This is a genomic window from Pinibacter aurantiacus, from assembly GCF_019130065.1.
GTDB lineage: Bacteria > Bacteroidota > Bacteroidia > Chitinophagales > Chitinophagaceae > Pinibacter > Pinibacter aurantiacus.
In genome coordinates this window covers 320,937-343,211 of sequence record NZ_JAHSPG010000013.1, presented here as the reverse complement: position 1 = coordinate 343,211, position 22,275 = coordinate 320,937, and the positions used below count along the sequence as shown (strand labels likewise).

Genomic DNA, 22,275 nt, shown 5'->3' with positions numbered 1-22,275 from the left:
CCAAAATATGTTAACACAATACTTCCCTAAGAAACTCGCTACTACTTTAGTATTGTTATTTGCGTTCGCAGCAGGGTCATTTGCTGCCACCGAATCGTATATACAAACGCTAACTGGAAACATCAAGAAAGGTGATTCCTGTATAGTGATTGACGATAAATTCATTAATCTTCCGTTGGAGCAATGGAACCAGGTGAAACACCTTTCGGTGAATAATCTTGTTTCTTTTGAGTTAAGAAGTGATACTTCCATTTACTACTACAACAAACCGTTTACCTGTACTTTAAATGTCACGATAAAATATTTCACCAGTCGTGATCAGCAATCACCAACAGAAATTGACAACGTTAACCTGGCCGTAAGATATGATACCATTGCCGGCAAAACTTATCCAAGCATAGCCCAGTACAAATTTAAAAATGCATTCAAGGTAATTGTTGTTGTCAATTCAATTACTTCAAAAGAATGGGGAAAGGATATTCCTGCGATCTTCCGTTTGAAGAACCAAATATTAGTGGAAAGAAAGTATCCGTTCACCCAGCAAGTGAATGTACCGCTTTCATTTAAGCCGACGCAAACCTTGCCAGCGCTTGGTTTTGGTATGCAAACCATGACAACGTTAGCTCCGCCATTGCCCATTGAAAACTCACCAATTGAAATAAGCTGGATCCCTTCACACTTTGCTGAGGCAGGTTCTAACCCAGAAGAATATGACCTTGAATGGACATACATAGATGACCAAATCCTTGAGCAATCCGGGTCACGTGGTGATCTGTTGAAAAGACAGTATAAAGATGTTAACACCGGCTTCTACAATGTACCTGAAAATGTGTTGAATGACTGGATGAAGAATGATAACTCCAGGATCACCACTCCCAAATGCCATTATTCAATAAACCTTCCATACACTTCGGGATTTATCATTGCACGGATGAGAGGTGTCTCCTATGAACTGCAGGGAAGCTCAACCGTTAGAAAAACAACCAACTGGCAAAGTAAAAACAATGATGGGTATACTTATGTAATAGAAATTGGTGAGAATGATGCGCATGAATCAACTTTGAACTGGCAGTTTACCGCTGCATTTGCGGAAGAGGGAAAACGAAAAGATGTCATTTCTTATTTCGATGGCTCCATGCGCAACAGGCAGTCGGTGACCATAAACACCAGTGACGATAAAGCGGTTGTCCAGGAAAGCGTTTATGATAACATGGGACGCCCATCTGTCAGCATATTGCCGGCTCCGACAACAGACAACAGACTTCAATACTATAATGGGTTTAATAAAAACAACAGTGGACAATCTTATGATTATACCAACATTGGAAAAGATTGCCAAATTTCTGCGGATCCACTGAGCACATCAAGTGGAACATCCCGATATTATTCTCCTTCAAACGATTTCATAAGCGCCGCAAATCAAACTACCTACCAGGACTATTACTTTACAAAGTATGTTCCCGATGCCGGCGGCTATCCATTTTCCACCACACAATATACGCCTGACAATACCGGACGAATAAAAAAACAAGGTGGAGTGGGGCAGTCATTCCAGATCAACAGTGGGCACGAAACCCAATATTTTTACGGCAAACCTTCCAGTCAGCGAGAGCTCGACAGATTGTTTGGGATGGAAGCGGGAAACTTCTCGCATTATCTCAAAAACATGGTTATTGATCCGAATGGCCAAACAAGCATTAGCTATATTGACGCAAATGGAAAGACCGTTGCTACTGCGCTGGCAGGAGATAAAGCGCCGGGAAACCTTGATGCACTTTCTTCTATACCCAGTGGAGCTATCACTCAATTAAATGATGAAATTATTCAATCATCAGATTTTAAAGTGGATGCAGGAAATTTGTTTAAGCAGGCAACGGCCACATTTCTTGCCGAAACAAAAGGAGCATTCAAATTATTCTATACAATAAATCCCGCTGCGTTAACCACTGTGCACAGTGGAGGAAAATTCTGTAGCAGTTGCTCGTACAATGTAGTTATCGAAATTAAAGATGATTGTGGAACAGCTGTTGCCCCAAAAGTTACAACCACAGCCTTTCAGGGCAACGATGTTAATTGTAATAGCAACCCAACGGTGCTGACGGGGCAGATAACAACTGATGAACTCACACCCGGCTCCTACAACATCACCTACACGCTTCAACTAAGCGAAGACAACATCAAGTATCAAACAGATTATTACATTGCCAATAATGCGGACCTTAAGAAGTTGCAAAACTTTTTTGAGACGGAACTATCCAATCTTGACCTTACAGGATGTTACAATGATTGTGCAACCTGCAAACTATTGGGCACTGCCGTAGATGATCCGAAAAGTAATTTCAGGCAAAAAGTGATGGACGTTTTGAGCGGTAGCAAATTCAAAAATCTCGATCCATCTTCTGCGTTTGTACAAAACTGGATAACAACTACATGGAACACGTTGCACACGCGATGCCAGTCATTAAGCTGTGCGCCCGCTTCGCCTTGTGAGGAATACCTTACGAGAATGAAAATGGATGTTATGCCGGGCGGCCAGTATGCCCGATACTCCGTAGATGAAGTGACGGACGCATATACAATGCAGGAACCCACAATCAACGTGATGAGGTTTTATAAAGATGCTACCAAAACAGACATCTACAACCTCACATACACAGACGACGATGGAATTACTGTTAAAAACGCCCGTGATCTACCCGAGTCAGAGTTTATAAAAAAATACATCGAACACCCAGAATGGGCAGACAAGTTTGTAATACAACATATTGAATATTGCGGCTACCAGTGGTGCAAGGATCAAAACAATCCAACTCCTGCATACAACAATGAAGTTAGCTACGGCTTTGACAGGTCATTGCGCGAAACTTATACCGTTGGTCAAGATGCCGTAGATAAAGGGTTTTACAACCGCAACAATATATATGCCCTGTTAAACAACGACCCATTTTTTTGGGGCAGCGGGAGAGGGTACGCATATAGGCAAAGAATGCAATTTGACCTTGACAATTTTTCAAATGCCATAGGTATGGTAATGAAGAACTCATCCCATCAAGCGCAATCTTCCAAAAATATTTTGCAGTTAATTGATTGGATGCTGTATTGTAAACCTGCAACAGTAGAAAAGTCAGATGCAGGTATTGACGCCATGGCTTATAGCTGGAACAATTGCAGTCCCGATGCGTCATGCCGTTCACTAACACGTGAGTGGGAGTTGTATAGGAACTACTATTTACAATTGAAGTCAAAATATGTGGAAATTGCAAAACAGGCTGCCTATCCAAATTGCAAGAACTGCTTTATTGGCACGCAAACTGCCCTTGGTTGCCAGGGTTCCTCTACGTTTGTAGATTGCCCAACCGCAGACGATTTTGAATTTTCTTTCGTTTTGGATGCTATGTGGGAGGGTGAGGGTCCTTACGACTATACTGGGCATTACTACGTAACGTTGACGCACCCTGTAAATAGACAGGTTACCGTAAATCTTGGTGCGGTGGTTTCAGATTGCCCCGGCTGTGAAGTGGGTGATGGCACGAGTCGCACCGTAACGCTGGAAGCTGGGCAAACGAGCTTCAACATTGAGGGCGTTCATGTCGTATTTATCCAGATGGGTCAAAATTATCAACAGTACGTTACCACTCAATATTATGTTCAGAGTATTTCCTGTGATAACTCAGCTCCACAGCCGGTTTCATCATGTCCCACAGATGCTAACTATGCCAACTATAAAAACAAAACTCGTATTTGGAATGACTATGTTTATTATGAAGGTTCGGTGGAGTGCTCCGCAGCAAACGGTTCTCCATACCCAACTTCTGAAGCATCCCTGCAGCCATTACGCGACTCCGCGATTTTGAGCCTTAATCAGCTGAAAACAGGTTGGCTTGAGCAATTGCAAACAGTGCGTGATGAAGAATTTCTGAGCTATAAAACAACCACACTTTCTGATGATGTTCTTACTACTCTCGTAAACAATCTTTATCAGTTAGCAAAAAACAATATACAAAACGCTACAAGCGCAGAAAGCATCCGTGCAGCGAGCACATTATCAGATGGCAGTTCGTTTAATGCCATTTTTGAATCAACGCTTGGCCTTCCTATAGTAAAGAAAGGATTCAGTGCAGAGCTGCTCGCATTCCCATACCCATACGACAGAACGCCGATCAGTGTAAATGAAAATATTTCTGAGATCAAAGAGGATGTTAGAGATAGAGTTTTAGCAATGTATGGAAATGCAAGCCAAGGCAACAGCTCAATAAGCACCTTCCACACATATCTTAAAACAACTCTGGGCGAGGATTACAATTTAACGCAAGACCAGTTGAATGATCTTGTAACACGTTGTAATCAGAATTGTCGGTACCTAAGCGAATCCCTGATTATTCCGGTGGCATTTTCAACGCCACCTCCTCCTTCTACAGGATACTCACAATCAGTAGCATGGACCGATCTGAATAATTTAATAAACAGCTTTAAACTCTATTACTCAGCAGTTGCGGTAGATAGCAAACTTTATAACGTATTACTTCAAAACTATCTGAACCACAAATTAGGCTACACACTTTCGCTTGGTGATTACCTTGACTTCCTGAATGCTGGCAATAGCAGTGCAGTACTGTTTAACAAAGCTGCCTATAAAGCTGTGCCATCAAATGATTTTGGATGCGTTGCAGACAACCTTGCTGCTGCTTATGAAAGAGGTGCTGCGGCCTATGAACTATACATAGAAGTTGAAAGGAAGAAATTTAGAAATGCCTATGTGGCAAAATGTTTAAGCAACACTGCAACCGGTTTGTTGCAGGGAAAACAATACGAATACCATTTCACGCTGTATTATTATGACCAGGCAGGCAATTTGGTGAAAACAATTCCTCCGGCAGGCGTTGAGTTATTGACAGACGAACAAATCAATACTGTACAGACTTACAGAAAAATGTTCCCGGCAGGCAATGGAGCAATCACTCCTTGTTCAGCTTATCCGGCAGGCGGCTACACTACGGTTGAAAGTGCAATTTCATCCGAAGCATATACGGTCTTTCAAAATAATACATCCAGGAATATTGAGTTCTGGTTATACAATAGTGATCCAACCGCTCCATTACAGGGTCGTGTCTATTTTACAGGAGCCGATCCAAATAGCAAATACATGTGCCAGGTGGCCATCGCCAACAAAAAACTTTGGGTTGAATTGTATGAACTATTGTACGAACCTTCCACACAAAGCATTTCAATATTGCGATCGAGCCATGGCGTTGCTGACATAAGCGGCGTTCCGTTGCAAAACCAGGTCCTGGTATCGGCACAGTCTGCAGCAGGATTGATGAGCGGAGACCTGAACCTTTTTGTAAATGGCGTCGCGTTAAGCGTACTGCCCGTATCTGCGGGAAATGGATTTCCTTTTGATTGGTCAATACAAGACTATACGGCACCCGAGGAACAGCTAAGTGCCTTTAAGCACCTGCGTTTGTATGACAGGGAACTGACATCAGACGAAATGGCCGCCAACTATACCAATGGTTGCATGGCTCCCAACGGAGCATTGGCCTCAAAGCCATTTCCACTGCAGGTTTGGGGAATGTACAACCAGCCATCAGCTTGTAACCCGACTTCAACCGCAACGGTTATAAACAAAACCAGGACGACTTCGTTACTTGTGTTGAGCGATACAAAAAGCTCATGGGCGGAGAATGTTATTTTTACAGCAGCTAACAACTTTACGGTTGAATTATGGGCAAAGCCAATTCAAACACACGAAATAGATCCAGAATCCTACACTTCAAACACCGGAACCAGTGGCCAGAAGTATGCGATTTACCCCGTTAGTCTTGGCAGCACCACCGCCGCGAGCGTAGGAGTGTCAGTGGGAACAAATGGTGTCAGCGTGTATGAACGTTCGTCTGATTATTTTTCACCGGTAATAGTATGGGAAGGTCCGGTTACAACCTGGACGCACATCGCCATTGTGTACACTAACAGAACGCCAACGCTGTACATCAATGGAGTTTACAAAAAAACCGGAACTGTTTCTACAAGAAGTTTAGTCCTTCCAAGTTACAATATCGGCGGTGGAGAATATGGAACCATGAGCTATGGCACCATAGATGAAGTAAGGATTTGGGACAGGGCGCGTACATCCACGGAAATTTCATCGAACTATAACAACTCCGTATTGCCCAATACACCTAACCTGGTAGGGCTATGGATCATGTCTTCCACAAATGGGCAGCAAATAAAGAATTCAACTTGTAATTCTTTGAATTCAATATCCATGGGTGCATGGGGGGGATATACCACAGCAGATTTCATTGGGCTTAAGACATTGGATTATGCAGAAATATCAACTGTAACAATTCCATTTGTTGTGCCAAACCATCGTTTGCCAACAAACTATGTGTACAATAGTTTAAACCAGGTAGTAAGTCAAACAACACCAGATGCAGGCACTTCCCAGTTCTGGTACGATAGATTGGGGCGTTTAAGTGCTTCGCAAAATGCAGAACAACTGGCACCGTCCGTTACCGGGGAATTTGCTAACAGGTATAGCTATACGAAATACGATAAACTTGGCCGCATAGTAGAGGTGGGAGAAAAAACCGGGGTGCAGGAAACAAACTATCTTACCGAAGAAAAATCGAGAGATGAAGGTTTATTGCAGGTCTTCTATAATGGCGGCAATAACAGGAAGGTAACTGTTACAGCATATGATGAAGCGCCAACTTGGGCACCGGCCGGTATCTTACAACGCAATCTGCGCAAGCGCGTTGCCGCCACAGCATTACTTTCATTCGGAAGCGATGCAAATACAAACAGGGACGCAGCAAGCTATTATAGTTACGACCAGATAGGCAATGTTGATTTGCTTACCCAGGAAAATACGGCAATGGCCAACCAGGAAAAACAAATTATAACAGGTGCCTGGGGACTTAAACAAATAAAATATGACTACGATCTTATAAGCGGTAAAGTCAACAAAGTGTCTTACCAACCCGGCAAGTGGGATCAGTTCTTTTACAAGTACACCTATGATGCCGAAAACAGGCTCATTGGTGCGCAAACAAGCAGCGACGAAATCAACTGGATCACAGAAGCTGCTTACCGTTATTACCTGCATGGACCTTTGGCGCGTATGCAACTGGGGCAAAACAATGTGCAGGGACTTGATTATGCCTACACACTTCAGGGCTGGATAAAAGGTATAAATGGAAGCCGCATTTACACCTCGGCACTCCCACAGGCAAAAGATATGAATGACGATGGTTTTGCAACATCTTCATTTGGGCCATCGGCTCGCGATGTGTTTGGCTATACGCTTGGTTATTACAGTAATGACTATACGCCTATATCATCATCTGCCACTGCATTTAACCTTAAGTATAATTCACCTGCGCTGGATCAACCCGTACCGGGCAGCCAGTTGTTTAATGGAAACATCAGTAACGCCACCTACGCCATTGGAAAAATTGACAATGGAACGACCATTGGTTACAGTTATCGCTACGACCAGTTGAACAGGCTCACGAAAATGCGCCAGAACGCAACAGGAACAGGCACTACATGGAACTATCAATCTCCGGAACAAGGCAATGACCCATACATGGAAGACGTGGGCTATGATGCCAACGGCAACATTGCAACTTACACAAGGAATGGTGCGGCAGACAAACCTGCAATGGATAAGCTTACCTATAGTTACAATGTAGATGCGAATGGTAAACTTGTAAACAATAAACTGCGTCATGTGCATGATGAAGTTAATGAAGACAATTACTCAACAGATATTGACAGCCAGACAGAAGATGATGCTTACAATTACGACAAGATAGGCAACCTTGTTAAAGACATTAGCGCCGAAAATGGTCTGGATAAAATCAAGTGGACAGTGTATGGTAAAATAGAATCCGTTAGTAAAGCAAATGGAAACATAATTACCTATACCTACGATGCAGGCGGTAACAGGATCAGTAAATCTGTTGCTACCGTCGATGGAACAACCATTACCCACTATGTAAGAGATGCACAAGGTAATACGCTGGGAGTGTACGAGTACAAAGCCAATAACAATGTCGTTATCCAGGGCAAATGGCTCGAACAGCAATTATACGGCAGTAGCAGGTTGGGTATGGTTACACCTAATGTTAAGATACTGGCAAGTAATAAACGAGCCAACGATTCTTACGACCCCAACAATGATCATACAATGTATGCCGGCAAAAGGCAGTATGAACTGACCAATCACCTTGGCAACGTAATGGCAACCATTAATGATGTAAGAACGGGAATTGCAGTTCAAGGATCGCCATTGACGCTGGACCACTTTGAAGCCAATATAATGACCGCACAGGATTACTATCCTTTTGGGATGATCATGCCTGGCAGAAACTTTGCAGTGCCTGCCGTAAACGATGAAACCGATGGTTCCGGCAGTGGAACAGGAGGCACAGGAACAGAGGAGGGGCATGCACCTGATCCAAAAGAAGATTGGGTGAGCCTGAAACTGAGTGGAAGTAAAAATCCATCTCCCTATCCGTTATCCACGCTTATCAGCGATGTGCAAAACACCTTTACTGTTGAGTTTTGGGTGAAACCGACCACTGCAAGAGCTGGTTTTGGAGAACGCGTTAACACCACAAATGGGTGGGGTATGCCAAGTCCCGCTGTTGGAGGCTCTTCCGGCACATTGATAGACGCCACTAATAATACAGCAGCGACTTCCATAGCTGTGGGAACAAACGGTGTAACTGTAGGTGAATTCAACAACGCTTATTACTCGATGAATCTGGTATGGGACGCTCAAATAAGAGATTGGACTCATATTGCTGTTGTGTATAACAATAAGGTTCCGAGCCTTTATATAAACGGGCAACTGGTGCACACGGGATTAGCCTCTTCAAAAGCTACAGTGATACCGAGCAGTGAATTGTTTGGGAACAGTAATGGTTCGATGGGAGGTAACATTGCGGATGTGCGCATTTGGAACTTTGCAAAAACCGCAGCACAGATTCAGGCAAACATAGAACGCGGTAAGCCAAAAGATGTAACCGGTCTTGTTTGTTACTATCCATTAAACGAAGGTTCGGGAACGGTGGCAAACGACGCAAGCGGTCACAATCGAAGCCAAACTCTTGTGAATAGTGCAACATGGTCCAATGGAACGCCTGAGCTTACCAATGTGGTAAAAAGCGGTGTCGACAACACAGTGACCCGTTCGAGCCTGCAACTTAGCGGGCAAGCATACACAGACGGCAATTATATTGCTAGTGTCGGTGATAACTTTACGATGGAGTTTTGGGCAAAACCCACCAGCACGCATGAAATTGATGTGGAGAGAAACTATGGCGGGCTCGGAACTTCCGGCCAAAAATATGCAATCGGACCAGCGACACTACCTCCTACGGGGCTACTTACTGCAGGTGCTGCTGGAGTATCGGTAGGTACAAATGGCGTGAGCGTATATGAATCTGGTGGTACCAGCTCCTGGTCGTCTGTACTCGTATGGCCGGGCAGTGTAACAGGTTGGACGCATATTGCCGTTGTATACAAAAACAGGCAACCGCGCTTGTACATTAATGGAGTACTGGTAAAAACCGGGCAGGTTTCCTCAGCTACCTATGTGATGCCTAGCTATTCGTTATTTGGCTGCCAATACGGAACGATGGACGGGCAAATGGCTGAAGTGCGCATCTGGAGTGAATCACGCACGCAGGAAGAGATAGTAGCCAACATGAACAAAACGATGCCAAAGAACTCCGAATGGCTCGTTGGTTATTGGCCAATGAATGAAGCAAGCGGCACAACAATTGCGGACCAAAGTGGCTATAACCGCAATCTTACCATAGCCAATAGCGCACAGTGGGTAAGCGGTACTTCTGATAAATTACCGGTACTTAATCCTACCAATGGCAGCGGCGATGATAACAATGGTAGCGGTGGTAGCGGAAGTGGCAGTATATTTGGAACGGCTTATAGATATGGGTTCAATGGGAAGGAAAAAGATAATGAAGTTTCTGGTGATGGAAATCAATATGACTACGGGTTTAGGATTTACAATCCACGAGTGGGAAGATTTTTGAGTGTTGATCCATTACAAGAGAAATATCCAGAGTTAACACCATATCAATTTGCAAGTAATAGTCCGATACAAGGTGTTGATTTGGATGGTAGAGAAATCTATCATTATACAATGATCGCGGATAAGCAGGGTAATGCTGTCTTAAAAAATACCCTAACCGAATATAAACACGGGCATTCATTTTTTGGACTTTTTTATTGGGAGACTACAATTGATGTTAAGCGGTATGTAGTAGATTACGAAGGGAAAACTTATCACATCGGATTTCCGCTCACAGGGTCAGGTTTGGCAAATGGGTGGAAAACTGAAGATTTTGAGAATGACTATATTAAAAAGCCAGGCAGGTATTTTGCTTTTGGATTTGAATATGTTGACGATGCACATTCTGAAGCGCAATCATATGCTTCAAGAATATTGAATGCACAAAATTATTCAGCAGAGACTGCGATTCCTATGGAAACAGGAGATGATGTGCCAATACCTTCTAAAGCGACAAATAAGGTTGCGGCATCAGTTCATGGGGGGAACACAGAGGCAGCAACGGCCAATAATAGTGCACAACCTACTGTTACATATGAGGGGCAGACTTACGAGATTAAAGCAAAGACGCCATATAAACGGCCCAATAACGCAACAACACCTGCACAAAGAAAAGCGGTTAATCAACCAAATTCGAAGTGTGCAACATGTGGAACAACACAAGGCCCGTTTGTTGCAGATCACATAGAGCCATTAGCGATAGAGCATATATCAACAGGAACAATTGACAAAAAGAAAATGCGGAGTTTAGGTGCTGTACAATCTCAATGTGAAAATTGTTCAAGCGATCAATCGGCCGCTGTCCGTAAAGCGAGCCAACAAGCAAATAAAGTAATTAAAAATAAAGGGAAAACAGGTGGATAATATTGAAAAAGAATTTTTAGAAAGCCAAAAGGCTATTTGTAAGAAATATAATGCTGAATTTTTGGCCGCTCCATTTGATAACTTGATTGGTGTTGCGTTAAAAAGTTTTGAGGCTTTTAATATGCCTATAAATGGTCTACGGCATCCTACTGAAAGAGCTCTGTCAGCAAACTGGTTCATATGGGCGGGAGAATATTCAGATTCGGACGACTTCTTTCAGCCAGTGCATATCAAGCACCTTCTCGACTTATGTCCTAAAGCAATTAATTATTTGGGGCTTGCTCCTGGCTGGAGATTTTTATTTGATAGTCAGTATGAGGATGTTTGGTATGATGAGCAGCTTTTGAATATTTAGCAATCGTTGGCATGTCTTGAAGGGTTGGTAGAAGTGTTACACAGAATTAAAAATAGTCCGGGCAACCGGAGTGTTTGGAGCATGTTATAGACGAGCACCAAAATAAAAGGAAAAAGCAAGGCAGCTTGAAAGAACGGCTTTATTCAGCGTTGTTCGAGATGCTCCGCAGGACATCTCGAACTTTTGATAAGAAAGGATATATATCCGCCCAATTGTCATTTCTAAACTTATGTGCGCTTGTTTAAAAAATATTGACAAAACCCTTATTCTTAAATAAAATAATCAACTCCTTAACCTAAACATAGTCATGAAAAAAACACTTTTATTCCTTACCCTATGCATACTTGCGAAACAACAATATGCGCAAAGCCCATTTGCTACAGATATTATCGTTAACGGTTTAATTTTCGGTAGGGGAAACGGCGGGATCATTTACAACACTGCGTCTGGCTATAACGCATTAGGGACTGTCAATACAGGTACTCATAATACAGCAACGGGCTATAATGCATTGGGAAATAACACCACGGGTACGCATAATGCCGCAGTTGGAAAGGACGCGCTCGCTCAAAACACGACAGGCGTTCGCAATACGTCAGTGGGTACATATGCGCTTGAACTAAATACCTCCGGCAATTATAATACCGCCGTAGGTTATGATGCACTTGGGCAAAATACCACTGGTATTTTTAATAACGCTATTGGGCATTTTGCACTTTATGCCAACAAAATAGGAAATGGCAATTTTGCATCTGGTCAGGGAGCTCTTTATTATTCCACCGGAAGCTATAATATTGGATTAGGCTATCTGGCCGCTTTTAATCAAACCAGTGGTGATAACAATATTATTATTGCCAACAACGCGGACCTGCCTAATCGTACTGGTTCCAACCAAATGAATATTGGTAACACTATTTACGGAACGGGCATTAATTCTTCAACACCCGGTGCAGGCAGTATAGGCATTGGAACTACTAGTCCAAGAAGCAAATTAGAAACTGTTGGATCAGGAATGTTTTCATCTGCAGCGAATGGTTCTTCTCTTATCATCGACGCAACGAATTTGCAAACCGATGTTAACTATTCTAACGTAAGACTGGTGGCTGGCAGTGCGCTCGGTGCAGCATACTTAAAAACAAGCCTGGATAATTACGGAGGATATTTTAGCTGGACCCGCGGTTCATCGTCGGGCCCGGTTGAAGTGATGAGAATTGACGCAACCTCCGGTAATGTTGGTATTGGCACCGCTTCTCCGTCCGAGATGCTTTCTGTAAATGGCAACATCAGGGGTAAAAAAGTTATTGTAACAACCAACGGTTGGGCAGATTATGTTTTCGAGTCATCCTACAAATTGCCTTCCTTAGATTCCATCGCTGCCTTTATTAAAGAAAATAAACATCTCCCTGAAATTCCTTCTGCATCAACAATTGAGAAAGACGGTCAGGACGTTGGAGAAGTACAAAAATTGTTGCTAAAAAAAGTAGAAGAGTTAACCCTTTACATCATCGATCAAAATAAAAAGATTGAAACCTTGCAAGCGCAAATTGATCAGATGAAAGGCAGTAGTGATAATAGTGGGAGACACTAGCTATAATCAAAACAGGCATTGATATTCAGCTAAAGTGTGTTGCGCATCTGTGTTGTGATAGCCGATATAAGCTGGTAACCTACAGTATAAAAAAAATCTTAACAAAAGAACGGACTTCTAACCCTAAATGTAGTCATGAAAAAAACATTCCTATTCCTTGCCTTATGCATGGTTACCAAACAACAATATGCGCAAAGCCCATTTACTACAGATATCATCGTCAACGGTGTTACAATTGGTAAGGGGTCAGGCACCCCTACATACAATACAGCCACTGGTTATAATGCATTAAAGCTTAATACTACAGGTGATCAAAATTCTGCATTTGGTTATAAGGCACTGATAAATAATACTACCGGAAGTTATAATACAGCATTTGGTATGTTTACACTTTTGGTTAATACAACAGGAGTTCGCAATACTGCAGTGGGAGACTTCTCGCTCGAGAGTAATACAATTGGTTATAGTAATACAGCACTCGGTTATCAGGCACTTGATCATAATGTTTCCGGAGCTTATAACAATGCAATTGGACATTATGCACTTTTGTCTAACGCAGTCGGAAACGGCAATTTTGCGTCTGGTCATGGAGCTCTTTACTCTTCTACCGGAAGTTACAATATTGGATTGGGCTATCTGGCCGCATACCATCAAACAAGCGGTGACAATAATATTATAATCGGTTCAAATATCGAATTGCCCAATCTCACTGGTTCCAATCAACTGAACATTGGCAATATTGTGTACGGAACTGGTATTAATTCTTCAACACCGGGAGCGGGCAAAATAGGCATTGGAACTATGACCCCTACAGAAAAATTCCAGATTGGAGACAGGTTTACGTTTAGTGATGGCGGTTGGAAGGGCATCTGCTCCAATATTAAATGGGATGCGAATCTTGAGACAAACGTAAGAATTGTTGAAGGTCCGGCATCTGGAATGTTCTATACAAACAAAGGCAATACCGCATTTCTTAATGGAAGCACTAAGGTTGCAGGTTCCACACTTAACGACGCTTTTTATACAATGGTTTTGTATAATTCAGGGCAGGTAGGAGTGGGTACCAGTTATGATTTAAATGGGTTTACCGACCAGACAATAAAGTTTTATGTAGAAGGCGGCGTTCGGGCAAGAAAAGTTAGAGTCGATCAAAATTCTTTTGCGGATTTTGTTTTTCATAAAGACTATCATTTACCCACTATCGATTCTGTCGACAGATATATTCAGCAATATCAACATTTGCCATCAGTGCCATCTGAAAAAGAAGTAAAAGAGAATGGAGTTGATGTTAGCGAAATGAACAAATTACTACTGCAGAAAATTGAGGAGCTTACCCTATACACAATTGATCAACAAAAACAACTTGATCAGAAAAACAAAGAAATTGAAAAAATAAATGACCGGATGGATAAGCTTGAGGAGTTAATGAAGAAAATGGAACAGCAAGTGCTGAATGAAAAGAAGTAATGGTGCGATTGGCTATTGAAATCAAAATGAGACAAAATTAAAAACAGAAAATAGAATCCCTTTAAAACGAATAAATCCCTGTGCTCACAATGAAAAAGATTGCCCTTATCCTCCTTGCCTGCTGTTTAACATCAGTAGGCTCCTTTGCACAAAATAAATTTCCTGGCAGTGGATATGCCGGAATAGGTACAGAGACTCCTGAACAATTACTCCACATTAAAAGTACTTCAACGGAGAGTAATTACGGTCTTAAGATTGAAGGTTTCCAGGGCTTCAGTGCAGGCATGAGACTGCAAAACAACACAGCAGTAACCGGCAAGACGTATTCAATTTATAGTTCCAGCGATGGTGACTTTATTTTAGGTGATGAGAATTTACAAAAGGCAAAAATGGCCATTTGGAACACAGGAGAATTTCATTTTGATGGGGACGTAGCGATTGGCAGCCTTAGCGAAAATGAGGGTGCAAGGCAGTTATCCGTTAATGGAGTTACTCGCGCTGGCGGTTATGAGTGTTTTAATGGAAGTTTGGATTGGGGGCAAAGGCACTTTACACTTCAAAGTTTTTCTGGTAAAGCAAGATTCTCAATCGGCTTGCTGGGGGATGAGAGTTCTAATAGCGCCGGCGCCAATTTTTCGATTTGGCGCTACGACGATGATGGAGGATTTTTAGCTCAGGCGTTTTGCATAAACAGAAAATCAGGTAATGTTGGTATTGGCACGGCGGCTCCATCCGAGATGCTTGCTGTTAACGGCAATATAAGAGCCCAAAAAGTTATTGTAACAACCAACGGATGGGCAGATTATGTTTTCGAATCGTCTTACAAACTTCCTGCACTGGATTCTATTGCAGCGTTCATTAAAACGAATAAACATTTGCCTGAAATGCCGGCTGCTGCTGCGGTAGAGAAAGACGGACAAGACCTTGGAGAAATACAAAAGCTGTTACTGAAGAAGATTGAAGAGTTAACATTATACACAATACAACTCCAACAAGAAAACAAGGACCTAAAAAGCAGAGTAGAAAAATTAGAAACCAGCCGTTAAGTCATGAAAGAATATTTTTTCATTATTCTCATCCTGCATTTTTAAAGTGAATGTTGTTCTAAAAAAATCAAGAGCACAGTATATTTTTTACATTACAAATGTATCACCGGATACATTTTTGTTTATGGGGCGTGACAAGTGTACAGTTCGGATATTTTAATTTATTGCCCGGCGAGAGCAAAAGGATAACCATGGATATTGCACCTCAAATGATTAAAAGTGCATCAGTGAATGTTGTAGGATTAAATGTTGACGGTTGTTCTCTTTACATTTTTTGAAGCATAATTAATTTCTACAGCTCAACTAGAAATCAAATCTGATTCCTTGCGCCAATGGTAATGTACTTCCAAAATTAATCGTGCATGTCTGTCTCCTCATGTAGTTTTTCCATGCATCAGATCCGCTTTCTCTTCCGCCGCCGGTTTCCTTTTCACCGCCAAAAGCGCCGCCAATTTCAGCTCCTGAGGTTCCAATGTTAACGTTGGCAATGCCACAATCAGATCCTTTGGCTGACAGAAATTGTTCTGCCTCGCGGATGTTGAGCGTCATGATAGAAGATGATAAACCCTGTGGTACTTCATTTTGCAATCGAATGGCTTCGTCCAGAGAACTATACTTCATTATGTACAAAATAGGCGCGAAGGTTTCATGCCGCACAATGTCCGACTGCTGCTGTACTTCGATAATTGTAGGGCGTACAAAACATCCGGAAACAACACCAGCAGGAGTGAGCAACTGTCCTCCTTCTTTTTGCGCTTGCCCAATCGTTTTTACATAATTGTTCACAGCATCCTGATCAATGACTGGGCCGAGATGATTTGCAGGATCTAGCGGGTCACCAATCTTTAATCGTTGATAAGCGGCAATAAGTTTTTCCTTAACGCTGTCGTATATTTTTTCGTGAACGATCAGGCGGCGTGTGGTAGTACAACGTTGGCCCGCAGTGCCAACTGCACCAAATACTACACTTGGTAATGCGATTTTCAAATCTGCATCTGGTGTAATGATAATGGCATTGTTGCCGCCAAGTTCAAGCAGGCTTTTGCCTAGTCTTGCTGCAACGGCTACAGCAACGGATTTGCCCATCGCGGTTGAACCGGTTGCGGAAACAAGTGGAATGTCGGGGCTTTGCGCAATCCATTCGCCCACTTCCCGGTTGCCCGTAATTAAGCAGCTTACTCCTTCCGGTACGCCGTTTTTAATGAATACTTCAGCAACAATTTGCTGGCAGGCAATGGCACATAATGGCGTTTTTTCAGAAGGCTTCCAAATGCAGGTATTTCCGCAAACCCAGGCGAGAAAAGCATTCCAGCTCCAGACGGCAACGGGGAAATTAAATGCGCTGATGATGCCCACAATTCCCAAAGGGTGGTATTGTTCCATCATCCGATGCTCCGGCCGCTCGGAATGCATTGATAGACCGTATAGCTGGCGACTAAGACCTACGGCAAAATCGGCAATGTCTATCATCTCCTGTACTTCTCCTAAGCCTTCCTGCAAACTTTTGCCCATTTCGAGTGAAACCAGCCGCCCCAAAGATTCCTTTCGTTCTCTCAATAGTTCACCTATCTGTCGAACGATCTCGCCTCTTTTCGGGGCAGGCCAGTTGTGCCACTCTTCGAATGCAGCGCTTGCTGTATTTTTGATTTGTTCAAAATCTTGGCTGTTACCAACGGAAACACTTGCCAGGGCTTCGCCGGTAATTGGGCTGGAAGAAGTTAAATGGAAACTATTTTCGGCAAACCATTTAGACCCGGTTGATACGCCGTAATTATATTCTTTTAAACCGTTACTGTTAAGGATATCCGTTTTCATTTGGTTTGTGTTGTGTAAGTGCTTTCGAAAATTTTGTCCGCATTGGAAGTTTCAAATCCTTCCCGGCGATGTTCTCTTTTTATTTGTTCGGGAGGTAGCGAATTGAACTGAGGCAGAATATTGCGTTCGGCAAATTCCACATAGCTTCCTGCAATCAGCATGCTTTCTCCATCCGCAAATTGTGAATGAATTTTTTGTGCAACAGTAGCGCTTTGGCGCAGCAGCTTGTCTTTACTTACTTTGATCTTTCCACCTGAATCATTGAGACGAATACCCAGGCTTTCAACAAATGCGTTAAACGTTTCCAACGTGTTATAACCTTCCTTAAGGTCATGCACGCTGATTGTATAATGATTCAGATAGTAGCGGTTATAAATTACCCATGCAGCATACTCACTTTCGTTTAGCAGCATCGCATAGTCTTTTAATGTCGGAAGCTCCCATAGCGACTGGTAAAGAAATGCAGCGATTTGTTTGCCATCGTTGAGGTCAAGCGAATCTACCGGATCGGCTTTGATTGAGTCTATATAAGAGTGAATAATTTTCTGTGCACTCGTAGACAATTGTTCAACTATCAGTTCGCTGAGAAAGACACGTGGATATTCAGGAGATGGAGGCGCGTACCACCAGGCGTTCAATTTTTTTTCGGCAAAAAAATAATTTTCCATTCTTGTGTAGCCATGATGAAGGAATATTTTTTCGAATGATTTGATTCCAAGATGAGGCACACCAAGTGTTCTGAATGCAATATGGTCATTTACAATTTCCGATTGGGATGAAATGACACCTTTATCTTCTAACGCTTGAGTGATTGCATTTACATCTGGAACGGAACGTCTGTATTGTTCAAACAGATCGGTCAAAAAATATGCTAAAGGGTTCTGATTGTTAAATTGCATGGACTTGAGGTTTGAAGTATGATCCGCATTTTGTTTCCAAAAATTTGTTGAAGGAAATGTCTTCCTGTTTAATGAAGCCTTTTGCTGGCAACTCTCCATTTGATACCATTTCAATAACCGCTACGAGGCTTGCAGCAGTGGTCCATGAAATAGCGCGCCAAACAATGCCGTCAATTTCAATCGGAGAATATACCTTCGAAAATTCCTGCCTGCCGAGTTTGCCATTTTTCCATCCTTCTGCATTTGCATAAACAATCACCACATCTTCATCCACGGGAGGTTTTGCATTGCCCAGGATATTTTCCAGTTGTTTTTTATCTTCTTTCATATGCAATTCATGAATCAGGAAATTCATCAGGTCACAGTGACCGGGATATCGAATCGTCTTATAGTCCAGCCTGTCAACCCTGCCGCCATATGTTTCGCACATGGTGCCTAATCCGCCGGAAGTATAGAAGGCTTCGTAGCCAACGCCATCAATGGTAATGGTTTCACAACCCTGCAAAGAGGTGACCGTTTTTCTTTTACCATTGTGAATGATTTCAGCGTCGTTAATGTATTCGTTGATTACGCCCTCTGTTGACCAGTTAAAGGAATATCCGAGGTCTCCGTTTGGGTGGCGGGGAAGTGCGCCCACACGCATATCGATAGAGCGCAAGTCGTCAAATTGAGAAGCGAGATGTGCGCCAATGATACCGATGAGGCCCGGGGCAAGCCCACATTGTGGGGCCATTACAGCTTTGGCGGTTTTGCTCAGTTGGCGGATTTCTTCAGTCGTAGGCACATCTTCCGTCAGGTCAAAGTAATGCTTGCCCAAACGGTGGGCCAGTCGTGCAATATCGATATTAAGAAAATAGGGAAGGGCAGAAACAACGGCATCTGTTTCTGCAATCAGCTTCTCCATCAAAGCAAGATCAGTTACGTCACCTGTCAATACCTTAAACGGCAAATCATGGTCATAATGAGGCGCTTGTTTATCAACAGCGATCACTTCAAACTCGCGGCTAAGTAGTACTCCGACAAGGGTTCCGACTTTGCCGAGGCCAACAGTTAGTATCTTTTTAAGCATGTTTAATGGAGGTTTGTTGGCAAATATCTTTAGATTTGATAATAAGTATTGAAACTGATTACTTCACGTATGATAAGTATCACTAATCAAATTGAACTTCGTCACCTATTATATTTTAAAGTCTTGTCTGAAGAGCTGCACTATGGCAAGGCGGCGGAGAAGCTTTTTATTTCGCAGTCTGCGTTGAGCCAACAGATGAAGCAGTTGGAAGGAATTTTGGGTCATACAGTATTTGAACGCACCAATAAAAAGGTGCTTTTAAACGAAGCCGGGCTTCGCTTCCAGGCAGATATACAGCAGGTATTACTAAAACTGGAAATGGCGCTTGATAACCAAAGCAAGCTGCAGATTGGAAACACCGGCCAACTTACTATTGGGTTCGTTGCTTCCGCCATGCAATCTATATTGCCGCATCTGTTAAAAAGGTTTAATCATGATTGCCCAAACATTCAATTCAACCTGGAGGAATTAACCAATAAAGAGCAGCTCGTTGCTTTGCAAAATGGCAACCTCGATTTAGGCTTTATGCGTACCAACCAGGTGAGCCGGGACTTCAAGATCAAAAAAGTGTACACGGAACCTTTTTCTCTGATCTTGCCGGAAGATCATTGGCTCAACGACACAAACTTTAAAAACGTTGGGCAATTGAGTGAAGAATCGTTTATCCTGTTTCCTAATGACCAGAGTACATTGTATTACCAACAGATAATTAATATCTGCGCAGAGCAACGATTTTTTCCGCGTATTGTTCACAGAAGTATTCACGCACCCACCATCTTTAAACTGGTAGAAAATAAAATGGGTATTTCCATTCTTCCAATGTCTCTTTGTACGCCTCATCCCGGAGTCCGGTTTATCAAGTTAGAAGGTGTGCTGCAAAAGACAGAGCTGTTTGCTGTGTGGCCAAAACAAAACAACAATCCTGCATTACCATTTTTGATAGAAATGCTTGATTCAATCGCTTAATCATGAATACATCTTGGGCGTTCTCATTTGGCAATGATTTGAAGGGATTTAAATCGATAGTTAATGGATTTACAAGCTTTATTTACAATAGTTGTTTGCATTTTTTTTAAGTTTACACAAAATCGAAAGGCTTTTTGAGTAGCACACAACCAAATACTAACGAAACCATTGTTGCTGCATTTCAACATGGTGATGAAAGGGCGTTCACCCAATTATACGACCAGTTTTATGAGCGACTCTACTTCTTTGCCTGTCGCTTTGTAAATGAAGCAGAGGCGAAGGATGTAACATCTGAGGCATTTATTCAACTCTGGAACAAACGCGCAAATTTTGACTCTCTCGCTTCTGTGAGGCATTTCCTTTTTGTGGTGGTTCGTAATAAGTGTTTTGATATTTTAAAGCATGAAATAGTCAAAACAAAAAAGCACGATGAGCTTGTTTATCTTCTTGATAAAAGCGATGAAGATGCACTTTTTCTCGAACAGGTAAGATCGGAGTTGATCAGGATGATATATAATGAAGTAGATAAACTTCCCCCGAAAATGAAAGAAATTTTCCTGTTGTCGTTTGCCGAAGGTTTAAAACCCGGGGCCATCGCTCAGCGCCTCCAGATAAGCGTTCAAACCGTGAGCAACCAAAAATTGAGTGCCATAAAAATTTTACAGGCTGCACTTGGCAATCAATCACTTTTGTTGTCGCTGCTTATATTGTTATATGCTGACCTCTAAGAAATATTTTGTGAAAACGAATGCATTTCGACCTTCCTCATGCACCTGATTTGGCCTCATTGAATATTTTTATTTTTTCTGGTAGTAGATTTTTTAACTCGCTCGTTCTTTTTATATAACGGCTTATATGAACCACGACGACGCATCATACATTGCCTCTTTATTATACAAACGCCTTTCAGGTACAATTACATCTGATGAAGAAGTGGTGTTGCAAAAATGGTTAAAAGAAAACAGTGCCAATGAAGCTTTTGCACAGCAAATCGAAGAAGATGATTTTACGAAAGAGATAGCCCGGCGCTCTCCGCGTTATTTGAGCGGATTAAGAGAAGAATTATATGCGAAGATTCAACAGGCAACAGGTATAGAAAGAGCACTGTCGACAGGCGAAGCGAAAGTTGTACCGATGCAGGCAAAATCTCGCAATCGAAGGCCTGTACTGGCTTACATGCGCTCAAATGTTGTAAGGGTTGCCGTGATGCTCTTGATTATTGCAGGTGTCGGTGCGTTGTGGATTTTCCTTCAGCGGGACCATGCTTCTACCAAAACGGTTAAAACCATAGCTGTCAACAATGAGATACCACCGGGTGGTAATCGTGCTACGTTAACGCTTTCAGATGGAAGCACCATCGTATTGGATAGCGCAAACATTGGCACCATTGCGCAACAACAAAATGTGGCCATTTCAAAGTCGGCGGCAGGAACTGTACAATATCATGTAAAGGGCTCTGGCGCTACATCAGCAATGAACACTTTAAGCACTCCCAAAGGCGGCCAGTACAAACTGGTGTTACCTGATGGCAGTAAAGTTTGGTTGAATGCGGCCAGCTCTATTACGTTCCCCACACAATTTGCAACGCAGGAAAGAAGGGTGTCCATAACGGGAGAAGCCTATTTTGAAATAGCAGCCGATGCGGCTCGCCCTTTCTACGTAAAGGCAAAAGAAACAGACGTGAAAGTTTTGGGCACCAGTTTCAACATCAATGCTTATGATGATGAATCTGAAATTGCCACTACCTTGTTAATCGGTGCTGTAATGGTGAGTGTTGGAAGCCGTTCACAAAGATTACAGCCGGGACAACAGGCCCAGTCAAAAGGAGAAGAATTACTGCTGCAGAAAAATATAGATACAGAAGCAGTAGTAGCATGGAAAGAGGGGTATTTCAATTTCCAGGACATGCGTTTGCAGGCGGTGATGAGGCAGCTGGAAAGATGGTACGGTATTGAAGTGGCATATGAGGGAGCGGTTCACAACATCGCTTTCTATGGCAAGCTGAGCAAGGATCTTACACTACAGGAAACATTGGAAGGGATGGCAAAAACGGGTCTTCATTTCAGGCTTGAAGGACACAGGCTAATTGTTACACCATAAT

General features: G+C 42.6%; 11 protein-coding genes. 8 read left to right on the top strand and 3 right to left on the bottom strand.

The window, feature by feature from the left end; genetic code table 11:
- The first annotated feature begins 7 nt into the window (after positions 1 to 7).
- The 5 genes from KTO63_RS17170 (at position 8) to KTO63_RS17150 (ending at position 15,425) form a co-directional block, all read left to right on the top strand.
- The gene (locus KTO63_RS17170; RefSeq protein WP_217792622.1) at positions 8 to 10,969 is read left to right on the top strand and encodes a LamG-like jellyroll fold domain-containing protein; all 10,962 of its coding nucleotides are present in this window, start codon (positions 8 to 10) and stop codon (positions 10,967 to 10,969) included.
- Positions 10,962 to 11,324, top strand: a complete 363-nt coding sequence (locus KTO63_RS17165; protein WP_217792620.1) for an immunity protein Imm33 domain-containing protein — start codon at positions 10,962 to 10,964, stop codon at positions 11,322 to 11,324. The genes KTO63_RS17170 and KTO63_RS17165 overlap by 8 nt, the downstream gene beginning before the upstream one ends.
- A gap of 307 nt (positions 11,325 to 11,631) precedes the next feature.
- Positions 11,632 to 12,912: an autotransporter outer membrane beta-barrel domain-containing protein gene (locus KTO63_RS17160; RefSeq protein WP_217792618.1), complete on the top strand. Its 1,281-nt coding sequence runs from the start codon at positions 11,632 to 11,634 to the stop codon at positions 12,910 to 12,912.
- Between the two features lie 135 nt (positions 12,913 to 13,047).
- Positions 13,048 to 14,379: a hypothetical protein gene (locus tag KTO63_RS17155; RefSeq protein ID WP_217792617.1), complete on the top strand. Its 1,332-nt coding sequence runs from the start codon at positions 13,048 to 13,050 to the stop codon at positions 14,377 to 14,379.
- Positions 14,380 to 14,468: 89 nt separating this feature from the next.
- Positions 14,469 to 15,425, top strand: a complete 957-nt coding sequence (locus KTO63_RS17150; protein WP_217792615.1) for a hypothetical protein — start codon at positions 14,469 to 14,471, stop codon at positions 15,423 to 15,425.
- A gap of 303 nt (positions 15,426 to 15,728) precedes the next feature.
- On the opposite strand, the gene amaB is transcribed toward KTO63_RS17150, so the two are convergent.
- From amaB to KTO63_RS17135, 3 genes are read right to left on the bottom strand one after another with little or no spacing between them, the layout of a single operon-like run.
- Entirely contained in the window at positions 15,729 to 17,240 is a 1,512-nt protein-coding gene (gene amaB / locus KTO63_RS17145) for an L-piperidine-6-carboxylate dehydrogenase (protein WP_217792613.1), read from the bottom strand.
- A complete protein-coding gene (locus KTO63_RS17140) occupies positions 17,237 to 18,139 on the bottom strand; it encodes a DUF1338 domain-containing protein (protein ID WP_217792612.1) in 903 nt (300 codons plus the stop codon). Before KTO63_RS17140 ends, amaB begins: the two co-directional genes overlap by 4 nt.
- On the bottom strand, positions 18,129 to 19,208 hold the full coding sequence (locus KTO63_RS17135; RefSeq protein ID WP_217792611.1) for a saccharopine dehydrogenase family protein: 1,080 nt from the start codon (positions 19,206 to 19,208) through the stop codon (positions 18,129 to 18,131). The genes KTO63_RS17140 and KTO63_RS17135 overlap by 11 nt, the downstream gene beginning before the upstream one ends.
- Positions 19,209 to 19,277: 69 nt before the next feature.
- Between KTO63_RS17135 and KTO63_RS17130 the strand changes: the two genes are divergently transcribed.
- The 3 genes from KTO63_RS17130 to KTO63_RS17120 all read left to right on the top strand — a co-directional run bounded on the left by KTO63_RS17130 (position 19,278) and on the right by KTO63_RS17120 (position 22,274).
- Positions 19,278 to 20,174: a LysR substrate-binding domain-containing protein gene (locus KTO63_RS17130; RefSeq protein ID WP_217792610.1), complete on the top strand. Its 897-nt coding sequence runs from the start codon at positions 19,278 to 19,280 to the stop codon at positions 20,172 to 20,174.
- Between the two features lie 134 nt (positions 20,175 to 20,308).
- The gene (locus KTO63_RS17125) at positions 20,309 to 20,902 is read left to right on the top strand and encodes an RNA polymerase sigma-70 factor (RefSeq protein WP_217792609.1); all 594 of its coding nucleotides are present in this window, start codon (positions 20,309 to 20,311) and stop codon (positions 20,900 to 20,902) included.
- A gap of 127 nt (positions 20,903 to 21,029) precedes the next feature.
- Positions 21,030 to 22,274 (top strand): FecR family protein, encoded by a 1,245-nt coding sequence (locus KTO63_RS17120; protein WP_217792608.1) that lies wholly within the window; start codon positions 21,030 to 21,032, stop codon positions 22,272 to 22,274.
- Position 22,275 lies beyond the last annotated feature (1 nt).

What these genes read in the sequence shown, in the direction of transcription:
- KTO63_RS17155 (WP_217792617.1), top strand. Translation starts at nt 13,048, where the DNA reads ATGAAAAAAACATTCCTATTCCTTGCCTTATGCATGGTTACCAAACAA.
- KTO63_RS17160 (WP_217792618.1), top strand. Translation starts at nt 11,632, where the DNA reads ATGAAAAAAACACTTTTATTCCTTACCCTATGCATACTTGCGAAACAA.
- KTO63_RS17150 (WP_217792615.1), top strand. Translation starts at nt 14,469, where the DNA reads ATGAAAAAGATTGCCCTTATCCTCCTTGCCTGCTGTTTAACATCAGTA.
- amaB (WP_217792613.1), bottom strand. Translation starts at nt 17,240, where the DNA reads ATGAAAACGGATATCCTTAACAGTAACGGTTTAAAAGAATATAATTAC.
- KTO63_RS17170 (WP_217792622.1), top strand. Translation starts at nt 8, where the DNA reads ATGTTAACACAATACTTCCCTAAGAAACTCGCTACTACTTTAGTATTG.
- KTO63_RS17140 (WP_217792612.1), bottom strand. Translation starts at nt 18,139, where the DNA reads ATGCAATTTAACAATCAGAACCCTTTAGCATATTTTTTGACCGATCTG.
- KTO63_RS17120 (WP_217792608.1), top strand. Translation starts at nt 21,030, where the DNA reads ATGAACCACGACGACGCATCATACATTGCCTCTTTATTATACAAACGC.
- KTO63_RS17135 (WP_217792611.1), bottom strand. Translation starts at nt 19,208, where the DNA reads ATGCTTAAAAAGATACTAACTGTTGGCCTCGGCAAAGTCGGAACCCTT.
- KTO63_RS17130 (WP_217792610.1), top strand. Translation starts at nt 19,278, where the DNA reads ATGATAAGTATCACTAATCAAATTGAACTTCGTCACCTATTATATTTT.